General features: G+C 64.3%; 10 protein-coding genes. 3 read left to right on the top strand and 7 right to left on the bottom strand.

The window, feature by feature from the left end; genetic code table 11:
- Nucleotides 1-9 precede the first annotated feature (9 nt).
- The 5 genes from V9K91_RS08355 to V9K91_RS08335 form a co-directional block, all read right to left on the bottom strand.
- On the bottom strand, nucleotides 10-726 hold the full coding sequence (locus tag V9K91_RS08355; RefSeq protein WP_095364124.1) for a FadR/GntR family transcriptional regulator: 717 nt from the start codon (nucleotides 724-726) through the stop codon (nucleotides 10-12).
- 102 nt (nucleotides 727-828) lie between these two features.
- Nucleotides 829-3,564, bottom strand: coding sequence for a TonB-dependent receptor (locus V9K91_RS08350; protein ID WP_249834307.1), 2,736 nt, complete (start codon nucleotides 3,562-3,564; stop codon nucleotides 829-831).
- Nucleotides 3,565-3,637: 73 nt separating this feature from the next.
- On the bottom strand, nucleotides 3,638-4,786 hold the full coding sequence (locus V9K91_RS08345) for a cellulase family glycosylhydrolase (protein ID WP_336443007.1): 1,149 nt from the start codon (nucleotides 4,784-4,786) through the stop codon (nucleotides 3,638-3,640).
- Nucleotides 4,787-4,899: 113 nt separating this feature from the next.
- Complete coding sequence (locus tag V9K91_RS08340; RefSeq protein WP_210132543.1) at nucleotides 4,900-6,045, bottom strand: aldose epimerase family protein; 1,146 nt, start codon at nucleotides 6,043-6,045, stop codon at nucleotides 4,900-4,902.
- A gap of 94 nt (nucleotides 6,046-6,139) precedes the next feature.
- The gene (locus V9K91_RS08335) at nucleotides 6,140-7,069 is read right to left on the bottom strand and encodes a 2-dehydro-3-deoxygalactonokinase (RefSeq protein WP_336443006.1); all 930 of its coding nucleotides are present in this window, start codon (nucleotides 7,067-7,069) and stop codon (nucleotides 6,140-6,142) included.
- Between the two features lie 107 nt (nucleotides 7,070-7,176).
- Here V9K91_RS08335 and V9K91_RS08330 point away from each other — a divergent pair, with 107 nt between their 5' ends.
- Nucleotides 7,177-8,187 (top strand): glycoside hydrolase family 43 protein, encoded by a 1,011-nt coding sequence (locus V9K91_RS08330; RefSeq protein ID WP_337308181.1) that lies wholly within the window; start codon nucleotides 7,177-7,179, stop codon nucleotides 8,185-8,187.
- 108 nt (nucleotides 8,188-8,295) lie between these two features.
- On the opposite strand, the gene V9K91_RS08325 is transcribed toward V9K91_RS08330, so the two are convergent.
- The gene (locus V9K91_RS08325) at nucleotides 8,296-8,856 is read right to left on the bottom strand and encodes a fasciclin domain-containing protein (protein ID WP_336443004.1); all 561 of its coding nucleotides are present in this window, start codon (nucleotides 8,854-8,856) and stop codon (nucleotides 8,296-8,298) included.
- Between the two features lie 182 nt (nucleotides 8,857-9,038).
- Between V9K91_RS08325 and ltaE the strand changes: the two genes are divergently transcribed.
- Together ltaE and V9K91_RS08315 are read left to right on the top strand one after the other, a co-directional pair.
- On the top strand, nucleotides 9,039-10,067 hold the full coding sequence (ltaE, locus tag V9K91_RS08320; protein ID WP_336443003.1) for a low-specificity L-threonine aldolase: 1,029 nt from the start codon (nucleotides 9,039-9,041) through the stop codon (nucleotides 10,065-10,067).
- Nucleotides 10,068-12,056: 1,989 nt separating this feature from the next.
- The gene (locus V9K91_RS08315) at nucleotides 12,057-12,344 is read left to right on the top strand and encodes a hypothetical protein (RefSeq protein WP_306988647.1); all 288 of its coding nucleotides are present in this window, start codon (nucleotides 12,057-12,059) and stop codon (nucleotides 12,342-12,344) included.
- A gap of 70 nt (nucleotides 12,345-12,414) precedes the next feature.
- Here the strand turns inward: V9K91_RS08315 and V9K91_RS08310 are convergent, their stop codons facing one another.
- Nucleotides 12,415-12,597 carry a DUF1778 domain-containing protein gene (locus V9K91_RS08310; protein WP_249834300.1) on the bottom strand — a complete coding sequence of 61 codons (183 nt, stop codon included), beginning with the start codon at nucleotides 12,595-12,597 and terminating at the stop codon, nucleotides 12,415-12,417.
- Between the last annotated feature and the right edge of the window lie 28 nt (nucleotides 12,598-12,625).

Below are 12,625 nucleotides of genomic sequence, written 5' to 3'. Positions count from 1 at the left end.
CGGAATCCTTCAGCGAGGGGGTTTGCGTGGGGTGCGGATTCCCTTCAGGTTGGCCCGGGAATCGGCAATCATGTCCAGCATGGCCGCGCGCGCCGCGTCCGGCTGCTTCAGCCGGATTGCGTCGTACACGTCGAAGTGGCGCGGCAGCGAATACTTGAAGTCCTTGGCGGTTTGCGCCGAGAGCAGGAAGAACGTGCCCAGCGCGGCGTCGATCACCGAGAACAGCGAGCCCAGCAGCTCGTTGTTGGTGGCCTCCAGCACACTTTCGTGGAAGCTCAGATCCGCCTTGGCCCACGCGTCCTGGTCGGTCGCGTCGGCCATCGCCTGGTACGCCGCCTTGATCTTCGCCAGCTGCGCGGGCGAACGCCGCTGCGCGGCCGAGGCGGCCGCCGCAGGTTCGATCACTTCGCGCATTTCCACCAGCTTGTCCACGAAGTCCTGGGTGGGCATCAGCGCGCAGCGCCAGGCCAGGATGTCGCTGTCCAGCTGCTTCCAGAACCGCGGTTCGCGCACCCGCGAACCGGTTTTCTGCTTGGTTTCGATCAGCCCCTTGGAGCCGAGCACCTTCAGCCCCTCGCGAAGCGCCGAGCGGCTTACCGACAAGGTCTGCGCCAACAGCTCTTCCTTGGGCAGGTACTCGCCCGGCTTGATCGTGCCGCTGATGATGCGCTGGCCGATCTCCTGGGTGACTTGGTCGTGGAGGTTGCGTACCTCGATCCGTTTCACAGGCGCCCCTTTGGCTTGGTGCTCCGCAGACTGCGGTCACTCCTATTATCCGACAAAAGGGTGGCATAAAGGGCACGTGCATCGACATGGGGGAGGTCATCATCAGAGCTTGAACCGGAAGCCCATGCCCACGGTCTTGTCCTGGTAGCGGATGTCACGCGGGCGGGTATCGCCGCTGCCCCAGAACTGGTGCAGGTTGTTGCCCAGCAGGTTGGTGGCCGAGAACACCACTGTGGCACGCGGGGTCACGTCGTAGCTGATCGAGAAGTCCAGCGAGCTGGCCGGCTCCACCTGGTCTTCGGTACCGGCCACGGTGGGCTGGGTGAAGAAGTCGATGTAGCGGCTGCGGTAGCCATAGGCCAGGCGCGCGGACAGGCCGAAGTTCTCGTAGAACAGCACGGCGTTGTAGTTGTTCTTCGACACGTTCTGCAGCGGGCGGGAAATGACCGGGCCGCCGATGAACTCCGGCGATTTCGTGTCGCCGTCGATGTAGGTGTAGTTCAACTGCGCGCCCAGGCCGCCCCACGCACCCGGCAGGAAATCGAAGGTCTGCTGGTAGGCCAGCTCCACGCCCTGCAGGTGGCCGCTGCCGGCGCTCTGCGGCGAGGACAGCTCGTAGTCTTCGCCGGCGATGACCACGTTGGTGATGTAGTTCTGGATGTAGCCGTCGATATCGCGGTAGAACACACCGGCGCTGGCGTAGCCCACCGGCGAGAAGTACCACTCCAGCGACAGGTCGTAGTTGGTCGACTCGATCGGGCTCAGGTCCGGATTGCCGCTGCTGGCCACGCCGGCACGATTCACCGTGCCCGGGTTGAGCGAGATCGACGGGTTCAACGCGCCGAAGTCCGGGTAGCTCAACGTCTTCGCCGCCAGCAGGCGCAGCTGCCACTCGTCGTTGAAGTGCAGGTTCATGCTCGCATTGGGCAGGGTATTGGTGTCCTGCGTGTTGCGGGTGATGGCGCTGTACACCCCGGTGCTGGCATCGAAGGAGAAGGCATTGAGCTCACGCTTGATCTTCTCCGCGCGCACGCCCACCAGGCCATCCACGCGCAGGCCGAACACATCGAAATCGTACTTGGCCTGCAGGTAGCCGGCCGACTTGCGTTCTTCGATGTCGAAGAAGCGGCCGGGGTTTTCCGCCGCCAGCCCGTCGGGCAGGCCGTAGAAGTTGCGCAGCGCGTCGGCGTTGCCGATCAGGTAGTCGTAGCACGGGGTCAGGAAGGACTGGCTGAGCGCCGAATTGCCGCGCTTGCTGCAGAAGAAGCTGCTGGCCGGGAACAGCCCCACCACCTGGTTGTCCGGGTTTGGGTTGGCGGTGATGTTGCCGGTGCCCGCGCCGCCCGGCGGCGGGGTGCTGATTTCCACGCTGCCCTTGGCGCTGGCGGTACGGTCGGCGTAGCGCAGCCCGAACTGCAGGAAGGCGATAGGGCCGTCGAGGAAATCGAACTTGCCATCGCCGCGCCAGCTGTTCTCTTCACCGCGCGATTCGCCCCAGGTCTGGAACAGGCCATTGAGGTAGAAGCGCGACGGATCCATGGCCGGGTTGCCGGCGAGGTACCAGTTCTGGTGCTTGCCCGCCGTGCCATCCCACACGGTGGTGATCGGCCCGTTCATGAAAGTATCGATGATGAAGTTCTCATCCCGATAGTAGCCGGAGGTACGGGTCACTTCGGTGGAGAGGTGCAGCTGGTCGCCGTTCCACTTGAAGCCCAGCGCGTTCTGGATGTCCTGGCCGCGCTGCTTGTGCGCCTGGGTGCTGCTGGCGGCGTAGGTATCGCCGGTCCAGGAGCCGCTGGTGGCATCGCAGATGGTCTGCCCGGCCAGCGGGCCCTCCAGCTGGTTGGCGTAGCAGTTGTTGCCCACCTGCAGCCCCGTGGGCGGGACCACCCCGACCGGGAAGCTGAAGAGGAAGGCCTGGTCGTAGTCGTCGCGCACGTAGTCGTACAGCCCTTCGACGTAGACCTCGGTGTTCTCGGTGGGCTTCCACTGCAGCGCATAGTTGAACGAACTGCGCTTGCGGTCGCCGTGGTTGTAGTTGGTGCCCCAGCCGTTCGGCGCGGCGATCAGGTTGCCGTCGTCGGTGCGCATCGGCGTGCCGTCCGGGTTCTCGAGCACCTTCGGGAAATCGCCCCACACGGCATCGTAGGCGTAGCGCTTGCCGATGTAGCCGAAGTTGACCATCGCGCCGATCTCACCGGCATCGGTATCCCAGCGGTTGCTCAGCAGCAGGCTGGCGTTGGGGTCGATGTCGCCGGTGTACTTGCTGTGCGTGCCGGTCACGGTGCCGGCAATCTCGGCGCCGTCGAAGTCCAGCGGGCGGCGCAGCTGGATGTCCACCAGGCCGGCGATGCCGCCCAGCGGCAGGCTGGCCTCGCTGCTCTTGTACACGTTCAGGCTCTTGATCGCGGTGGCCGGCAGGTTCTGGAAGGCATAGCCGCGGCCGGAGCTGCTGAAGATCTCGCGGCCGTTGAGCGTGCTGATCACGTTGGGCAGGCCGCGGATCACCACGCCGGTGGTTTCACCCTGGTTGCCCTGGGCGATCTGCACACCGGTCACGCGCTGCAGCGCGTCGGCCACGCTGTTGTCGGGCAGCTTGCCGATGTCTTCGGCCACCACCGAATCCACCACCATCGCCGCTTCCTGCTTGATCGTCTGCGCGGTCTGCAGGCTCTGGCGCAGGGCGGTCACGGTGACCGTATCGAGATCGACGGCGGTCGGTTGCGCCGCCGGGTCGGGGGTGGCCGCACCGGCATCCTGCGCCTGCGCCAGGGCGGGCAGGGCAAGGGCGGACAGGATGGCCAGGGAAAGCAGGGTGCGGGAAGAATGACGGTTCATGGCGGTATCTCCGGATTCCGGAAAGCGAGCGCGGTGGGTGGCCCGCCATCAGGCGATGGCGGGCGGATGGGTGTCAGAACGCGGGAACAGCGGTGCGCGGGGTCTTGGCAAGGCCGCGGAACAGCTCGGCCTCGCGCGGCCGGTACGGGGTGCCATCCGCCTTGACCAGGTCGTGGAACCACACGGTCGGCGGCTCCATCGTGTAGGGGCGCTGCCAGCTGTCCCACGGGAAGCGGGTCTGGATGGCACCGTCAACGAAGCCCCAGTTGATCATGCCGATGTTCTCGCGGCGGGCGATGGGCAGGATGGTGTCCACGTTGGAGCCTGCGCCGCGCGCCAGCCATTCGGTGCAGATCAGCGGCCTGCCATACTTCTTCAGCTGTGCCACCCGCGAAACGAACGCTTCGGGCTGCTCGTAGTTGTGGAAGGTGATCACGTCCGAGCGTTCCAGCTGGGTGCGCTGGATCGCGGTGAGCGAGGCCGCGCCAGGCGACCAGTCGTCGCCGATCCACACACCGCTGGTGAGCGGCTGGGTCGGCTTCTTCGCGCGCGCCCAATCAAAGATCTGCGGCAGCAGTTCGGCGATGCGTTCCTGCTCGCCCTTCAGCTGCTTGTCCATGTAGTTGCCGCCACCGGGGTTGTCCGGCTCGTTCCACAGGTCCCAGGCCAGCACGCGCTTGTCGTTGGCGAATGCGCCCACCACGCCTTCCACGTAGTCACGGAAGTGCTTGTCATTGGCCGGGTCCACCAGCATGTGGCGGCTCGGGCTCTGCACCCAGCCGGAGTTGTGCACGCCCGGAATGGGGCGGTGCTGCGGGCCCAGCTTCGGATCCGGGTCCCAACAGCTGTCGAACAGCACCAGCATCGGGCGGATGCCGTTCTTTTCCGCAATGCTCAGGAAGGTGTCCACGCGCTTCAGGAAGCCCTGCGGGTCCTGCTGCCACAGCAGGTCGTGCAGGTACACGCGCATGGTGTTCATGCCGAACTGTTCGTGCGCCCAGCGCAGCTCACGGTCGATCGCTTCCGGGTCGAAGGTCTCGGCCTGGAACATCTCCAGCTGGTTGATCGCGTTGGAGGTGGTGTAGTTCGCGCCCACCAGCCACTGCTGCTTCGCATACCAGGCATCGGCCTGGGCCGGCGTCCAGCGCGCAGCATCATCGGCATGCGCCATCGGCGCCACGGCGAGCAGGGTCGCCAGCAAGGGGGAAAGCCACTTTCGCATGGGATGCAACTCCTTCAGTCATGAGCTGCCCGTCCTGGCGTCAACCGGGAGGCGGGCGGTACGTGGTGGTAGCGGTGCCGGTGCGGTGACCGGCAGGTGCGCGTGGCGCGGGATCAGCGGCGCGGTGGGGCGCCGCGGTCCGTGGAGAAGTCGTAGACGATCCGGTTCAAGTAGGTCTCACCCGGTGCCAGCCGCGCCGAGCCGAACGCCGGCTGGTTGGGCGTGTCCGGGAACAGCTGCGGTTCCAGCGCGATGGCATCGCCCTGGCGGTACACGCGGCCACTCTTGCCCACCGTGCTGCCATCCAGGAAGTTGCCCGAATAGAACTGCAGGCCTGGCTGGGTGGACAGCAGCGTCATCACCCGGCCCGAGCGCGGGTCGTGCACGCGTGCCACTTCGCGCAGCTCGCGCACCGGCGCCTTGCTGATCACCCAGTTGTGGTCGTAGCCCTGGCCGTGCAGCAGCTGCGGCTCATCGCCACGGCGCAGGTCGCGGCCGATCGGCTTGGCCTTGCGGAAATCGAACACCGTGCCTTCCACCGGCTGCAGTACACCGGTGGGAATCAGGGTCGCGTCCACCGGCGTATACGCGCTCGCCGGAATGGTCAGCTCATGCTCCATCGCCGAACCGGAGCCCTCACCGGACAGGTTCCAGTACGCGTGGTTGCTCAGGTTGACGATGGTCGGCGCGTCGGTGGTGGCGCGGTAGTCGATCTCGAGCCGGCCATTGCCCTTCAGCGCATAGGTGGCGGTCACGGTCAGCGTGCCGGGGAACCCCATGTCGCCATCGGGGCTCACGTGTTGCAGCGTGGCGTGGTCGGCGGTGGCCTCCACGATTTTCCAGACCACCTTGTCGAAGCCGCGGGTGCCACCGTGCAGGCTGTTGGCGCCGTTGTTGACCGGCACCTGGTAGGTTTTGCCGTCCAGCGTGAAGCGGCCCTTGGCGATACGGTTGGCGAAGCGCCCCACGATGGTGCCGAAGTACTGCGGCTTGTCCAGCGTGGCCTGCAGGTCCTTGTCGCCCAGCAGCACATCGGCGAACGTGCCGTCGCGGTCGGGCACTTCCAGCGAGTGCAGTGCGGCGCCGAGTGTCAGCACCCGCGCCTGCATGCCGCTGCCGTCGCGCAGCAGGATCGATTCCACCTGCGTGCCGTCGGCGGTCCTGCCCACCACGGTGCGTTCCTGGGCGCCTGCGGCCCCCACCACGGACAGCGCCAACGCGCCGATCAATCCCGCCGTCTTCCCCTTGCCAGCACGCATTGCTCAAGACCCCTCTCGATGTCGTGGAGCGTACAAAAACATATAATCAGACAATAGGCACGTTGCGACGCAGCAAGCCCGTCGGGAGAGGGGCTCAGCGCGACGAACCGGCGAGGGCGTGGATGGCGGAAAAGCCTTGAATTACCGCGTCTGCAGACGCCACCGTGTGTGCATCGAAGCCGCGCTCCGCCAGCGCGGCCTGGTAGAGGCGGGTGACCGGACCGGAGCCCACCAGGGGCACCGACGCATCCCCAAGGGCAGGAAACAGCGCCACCGCATCAGCAATCTCGGCACCTGCGAGCAGGCCGCGCAGGTAGGAACTGGTCTGGTCGCGGCGCAGTGCGCCACGGATCATGCGCGCACGTACGCCGAACAGCAGGGCGCCCAGCCCAAGCGTTCCCTCCGCTGCGGTACGCACCCCCTCGGCGAACGCAGGACCCGGTTCGCCCGGCCCCTCCAGCACCGAAGCAAGCAGGCCACCGCTGGCGAGGCGGTCGAACAGTTCACCCGACATGGAGGTCATGAAACTTTCAACGCGTCCCTGGCGTAGCTGGATCCACTTGGTGTGGGTGCCGGGCAGGGCGACGATGGCATCGGGCTCCACGTTTCCGGCCGCCAGCAGGCCCAGCAGTTCCGTTTCCTCGCCACGCATCACATCCGGCGCGCCGTCGACCGCGCGCACGCAGGCCATGCCCGGCACGATGTGCAGCGCAAGCTCGCCAATGCGCGTGGGCACCAGATGCTGGGCCACCGTTTCCGCGCCTGCAGGGCAGTCCACATAGCCGGCATCCACCCGCCCCACGTTGGAACCGATCATGCCGGCGGCATATGCGTGGCCAGCCTCGGGCCAGCGCGCCCGGATCTCATTTGCCGCCGCCACCATGCCCTCGCGCTGCAGCGTCGCCACGCCCGCAGGCGCTTCGTGCGAATCGAGCATCCGCCCATCCGCGCCGATCAGGTACGCGCGCAGATTCGAACTGCCCCAGTTGATGCCAATGATGCTGTCGGTGTCGTGCGGGTGCATGGCGGTTCCTTGGGCGGACGAGGTGGCGGTTGCCTATTGTCCGATTATATGTTTTGGTTGCGCGGCACTGGCAAGCCCGCCAGCGCGGCATTCCACGGGAGGGGAACATGGTGAACGGCACACTGCGTGCGCTGGTGGTAGCAGCGCTCCTGCAGGCATCGGCAGGCGCGTCCGCGCTTGGTCCGGCCCACGACAATCCGCTGCTGGACTCCGGCCCCGATCCCTGGATCACCAAGGAAGGGCAGGTGTTCTACTACATGGGCACGCACGGCGATCGCCTCGCGATCCGCGCCACCAGCGATCTGTCGAAACTGGCCGACGCAAAGGAAGTCACCGTGTGGCGTCCGCCGGCGACGGGGCCCAATGCCAGATCGATCTGGGCCCCGGAACTGCATCGCATCGACGGCAAGTGGTACATCTACTACACCGCTGCGGCCAGCGACGCCGCCGAAGGGCAGGAGGACGCGCATCGCGGCGTGTTCGTGCTGGAAAACAGCAGCGCCGATCCCACCCGGGGCACATGGCACGACCGTGGACGACTGGCCACCGCGCACCCCGGCATCGATGGCACCACCTTCGCCAGCCAGGGCAAGCGCTACTTCGTGTACTCACCGTATGTCGGCCCGGACAGCGTGCTGGCCATCGTGGAAATGTCCAACCCTTGGACACTGGTCGGCAACGAAACGATCATCGCGCGCCCCGACCAGGCCTGGGAACGGCAGGGTGGCCGCCAGATCCTGGAAGGCCCGGAATTCCTGCAGGGTCCCAAGGGCGACCTGTTCCTGACCTACTCCGGCAGCGCCTGCTGGTCAGACGGTTACGCCATCGGGCTGCTGCGCGCCGCGGCAGGAGCCAACCCCCTCGATGCGAACGCCTGGTCAAAAGCCAAGCAACCCATCCTGGCCAAGAACCCGGCAGGCAACGTATACGCCCCCGGCCACAACGGCTTCTTCCACATGGCCGATGGCACACCGTGGATCATCTACCACGCCAACCCGGGCCCCGACATGGGCTGCACGGCAAAACGCTCGCCCCGGGTGCAGCCCGTCCACTGGGACGCCCAGGGCAGGCCGGTGCTGGATCCCCCGGCAGGACGCGCCCCAGCAGTCACCCCGTAGAGCCACGCCATGCGTGGCTGCGATGCCACCAGGCGCCGGCCGTCCAACCGACGGCCGGCCCAATAAAAAGGGCAGGGAGCCAACAACACCGCCCCCGCCCGCGCCCAGTCACTTGGGCATCAACACACCATCAATCACATGCACCACCCCGTTGGACTGCCCGACATCAGCGGTAGTCACAGCCGCCTTACCGCCCTTGGCATCCACGACCCACACCTTGCCGTCGGCAAGCTTGACCGTAAGCTTCTCGCCTTCGACAGTAGTCAGCATGCTGGATTCACCGCCTTTCTTCGCCGCCGCCGTGAGCTGCGCCGCGGTGTGCGTGCCAGGAACCACGTGATACGTCAGGATCTGGGTCAACTTGGCCTTGTTTTCCGGCTTCAGCAGCGTATCAACCGTGCCTTTGGGCAGCTTCGCGAAGGCATCGTTGGTAGGCGCGAAGACGGTGAACGGCCCCTTCCCGGACAGGGTATCGACCAACCCAGCCGCCTTGACGGCCGCGACCAGCGTGGTGAGATTCTTTGCAGCCGACGCATTCTCGACAATGGTCTTGGTGGGGTACATGGCCGCGCCGCCCACTGTCGGATTGGTGGCAGCCGACACACTGGCGGTAGCCAAAACTGCTGCGATGCACGAAGCGATAGCGAGACGCCGAATGGAGTTGTACATGGGTAGGTCCTCTGATCTTGGCGCACAACGTTGTGCCTCTATACCTACGCAGCGAGGCGGCGTTCGGATGCAGTCCCTGGCTTTGCAGATCGCCTTGAAAGCAAACACGTTCAGCCAGACACTCACGGCGCTTTCACCACGTTCTAGAATGGGCGCACGCCTCCACCTCAGCGAGTTCCGGAATGCCGTGGATTGACCTGCGCAGCGACACCGTCACCCAACCCACCCCCGCCATGCGCCAGGCCATGGCCACCGCCGAAGTAGGGGATGACGTCTATCAGGACGACCCGACCGTCATCCAGCTCGAGCGCCTCGCCGCCGACATGCTGGGCAAGGAAGATGCCCTGTTCGTGCCAACGGGGGTGTTCGGTAACCAGCTGGCCGTGTTCACCCATTGCCGCCGTGGCGATGAAGTGATTGCCGGCGATGACTCGCACCTGGTCTGGCACGAAAACGGCGCTGCGGCAGTGATCAGCGGCGTGCAGCTGCGCACGATTGCCAGCAGGCAGGGATTGTTGGAGCCCAGCGAGATCGCGTCACGTATCCGGGTGGGGGAGGACATCCACATTCCCCGCACCGGGCTGATCTGCCTGGAGAACGCGCACGGCAACGGCCGCGTGATCCCGCTGGCCACGATGGAGGCCACCGCCGCCATCGCCCGGAAGCACAGCGTTCCCATCCACCTGGACGGTGCGCGCGTGTTCAATGCCGCCGCCTACCTGGGGTGCGACGTCAAGGCCATCACCCAGCATGTGGACACGGTGATGTGCTGCCTCTCCAAGGGCCTGGCCGCCCCCGTCGGCTCGATCCTCGCGGGGCCTGCGGCCTTCATCAAGCGCGCCCGTTACAACCGCAAGCTGCTGGGAGGAGGGTGGCGGCAAGCGGGGGTCATTGCCGCGCCGGGCCTTCTCGCGCTCACCGAGATGACGCAGCGGCTGGATGTGGATCACGACAATGCAACGTACCTGGCGCAGCAACTGGCTGAAGTGCCGGGCATCGAGGTCGACATGGAAGACGTCCACATCAACATGGTGTGGTTCGCGCTGCCCGATGGGGTGGATATGCCTCGCCTGATGCAGGCCTTTGAAGCAGCAGGCATACGAGCCAACGGTGCCTACGGCGGCAAGATGCGACTGGTGACCCATTGGCAGATCGACCGGGAAGCCATTGATAGAACCGTGTCAGTGATCCGGAGCGTGGTAGCTGGGTGATCCATCGGCTCACAGGTACGGACTGGCAAGGACCCGGTAGGGTCGGTCGCAAGACGACCGCCCTCAAACCTGCAACACCCGGTAACGCATGACCTGAAAACGAAGACGTACAAAGAAGCTCACGAACCTCCACCACCACGCTTGATCGAATGCTAACGTCCGCTATCGACTCAGATCGTACCCAAGGTCACGCGAGGCACAGATGCTCAGTAGGCTTGCCAAAGCCAAACGTGCAAAGACGCAGCTCCAGTGGGCCACCTGGGTAGCACTGGCCCTTGCAGTCGCACTGTTGATGCTTTTTCTAGAGTTCGATAGGCCGCTAGGCGACCCTGAGCAAATAGATGCAGTAGTGCTTGGCTGCTACAAGCCCACTGGGCTGTATGCCAGCAGAACGCACGTGAAATGTTGGGTCAAGTTTGGTGCGAAGGGCCTGGATCTGTGGTCCCGTGAGACGCGACCATCGTCCTCTCACGCTACTGTTCTTCAGTTCCGGCGTCGCTACTCTGGTCTTGCGTTTTACCAGTTAGCTGATTCCGCGCCACATTAACATCCAGCTCTTCTTGCGAGGTCGAACGTCCGCTTCTGGCCGAAAGCAGACGTCTTTTCTGAAGCTGGCACGTAAGATTTCCGGCATATCAGTCCTTTGCAGACCAAGCCCTGCGGGGCGGCGGCAGCGGCAGGTGCGGCAAGGTGGCCGCCTCCAGCGGAAACGCAGCGCTGGTCGAGATGCGGACAGCATTGCGCACTGCGGAAGGCCCGCTAGTAGCCTCAGATCGCCGGCCTTCAACGCGCCCACAACACTTAAGTAATTATGGAGAAGACGGCAGGGCGGCCGTACGACGGCTCTGCATTGTGGCGCCGCCTAAGCTATCGCGTTCTAGGGCACCGTAACTCCTCAATCTGTCCTTGCACCGAGTTGTCCAACGCCTTGAACGTGGTCGGCAACTGCTGAGAAACGAACGAGTACGCTAACAAATAGTCCTCTGCAGCCTGCGTGCGATTACATATGTATCCACCAACTTCGGGGCTCTTCGTGCACGTGACTTCCAGCGTGTCGTCGTCCATCATGGTTGTTTGATTCGCATTGCTGACGTTCCATAGGAACAGCTTGTTGGCATCCACACTGTCCGGAATTGCGATAATTTTACTACCCAAATGGGTCGCCATCCCCCGTCCCTGAATCGCCGCCATCTTTAGATGCGCATCAGCCGGAAGGTCTCCGAATCGCCTGCCGGGAGAGGACGCCTTATCGCTAACGGAAAGCGAAAGCACATTTTCCTTACCGACGCAGTTCTCCCGTTCACCGTTCCAGCAACCATCTAAGGCAAATCCTCCTTGGACAACCCTTCCTTGGTTGGGTCGGGCAGGCGTTGCGTCAACGTCTCCTGGGACGCAAAAATCTGTAGCCGCGCCATTGATCCTGTACACGGAATCAACCGCGGGAGCACAGCCCGCAAGCGGAAGTACGGCGATAAGAAAGCAGAATCTAGCTTTTGCAGCTCGGGCTTGGGCAGTAATCATAAAATGCTCGCGTAGTCCCGCCAATGTTGTTTATGGCTTTTTCCATTGCGTCGACCTTGAATCCACCGAAAAACGCCTGGATCTGCGCCATTCGCGTTGAATTCCGCCCTATGGATCTCGCCGATTACTCCTCGGTCAAGCTTGACAGGATTCTGTGCGGTGGCGCCCGCATTATCCCCCTCCGGCGGAGATTGCTGGGGCTGAGTTGGGACCATGGATCTTGGTTGGCCAGAATCGGCCAAAAGCGGGCCGCGGAGGAATCCGAGCGGGGCTTCGAGAGCCTCATGGGGCGGCTAAGCCGCCGTCCGACAGCTAGCAGGTCCACGTCCGCATCTGGCCGGAAGCGGACATGACTACCTATGCGGCTGGTCCGGTCCTAACGTTCGCTTTCTAGCCAAGGCGTACATTCATTCGGACAATGCGTCGGTGGGGGGGATATCCACGCCGGGCATTCTCGCGCTCACCGAAATGACGCAGCGGCTGGATGTGGATCACGACAACGCAAGGTACTTGGCCCAGCAGTTGGCCGAAGTGCCGGGCATCGAGGTTGATACGGAAGACGTCCACATCAACATGGTGTGGTTCGCGCTGCCCGATGGGGTAGACGTGCCTCGCCTGATGCGGGCCTTTGAAGCAGCAGGCATACGAGCCAACGGCACCTACGGCGGAAAGATGCGATTGGTGACCCATTGGCAGATTGATCGAGAAGCGATCGACAGGACCGTCGCGGTGATCCGGATTGTGGTGGTTGGGTGAGCCGGGGAAACGACGGCCACTGGCTCGGCACGCCGTTCGTTGACTGCGGAATATTGAGATTCTCTGCTCCCTAGCGCCGCGTACTTCCGTTTGGCACGACCTGTGGGGCAGCGATGACGCGTTCGGCCTCACGCAGCACAGCATTGCGCATGAACACAGACACAGGTACGCCTTGCACGTTTGCGGCGTGGGTAACAAGCGCCTTGTCCGAAAGGCTCAGGCGCAGGGCGAGACGAATGGCAGCAGTGGGCATGGCGATTCTCCTGTACAGAGTAATCGCC

The organism is Stenotrophomonas sp. CCNWLW57 (genome assembly GCF_037203925.1).
GTDB classification, from domain to species: Bacteria; Pseudomonadota; Gammaproteobacteria; order Xanthomonadales; family Xanthomonadaceae; genus Stenotrophomonas; species Stenotrophomonas rhizophila_A.
This window is presented reverse-complemented; position numbering and strand designations above follow the sequence as displayed.

Bases quoted from the DNA above. Each gene is read 5' to 3' on its own strand.
- V9K91_RS08350 (WP_249834307.1), bottom strand. From the start codon at position 3,564: ATGAACCGTCATTCTTCCCGCACCCTGCTTTCCCTGGCCATCCTGTCC.
- V9K91_RS08345 (WP_336443007.1), bottom strand. From the start codon at position 4,786: ATGCGAAAGTGGCTTTCCCCCTTGCTGGCGACCCTGCTCGCCGTGGCG.
- V9K91_RS08340 (WP_210132543.1), bottom strand. From the start codon at position 6,045: ATGCGTGCTGGCAAGGGGAAGACGGCGGGATTGATCGGCGCGTTGGCG.
- V9K91_RS08335 (WP_336443006.1), bottom strand. From the start codon at position 7,069: ATGCACCCGCACGACACCGACAGCATCATTGGCATCAACTGGGGCAGT.
- V9K91_RS08330 (WP_337308181.1), top strand. From the start codon at position 7,177: ATGGTGAACGGCACACTGCGTGCGCTGGTGGTAGCAGCGCTCCTGCAG.
- V9K91_RS08325 (WP_336443004.1), bottom strand. From the start codon at position 8,856: ATGTACAACTCCATTCGGCGTCTCGCTATCGCTTCGTGCATCGCAGCA.
- ltaE (WP_336443003.1), top strand. From the start codon at position 9,039: ATGCCGTGGATTGACCTGCGCAGCGACACCGTCACCCAACCCACCCCC.
- V9K91_RS08315 (WP_306988647.1), top strand. From the start codon at position 12,057: ATGACGCAGCGGCTGGATGTGGATCACGACAACGCAAGGTACTTGGCC.
- V9K91_RS08310 (WP_249834300.1), bottom strand. From the start codon at position 12,597: ATGCCCACTGCTGCCATTCGTCTCGCCCTGCGCCTGAGCCTTTCGGAC.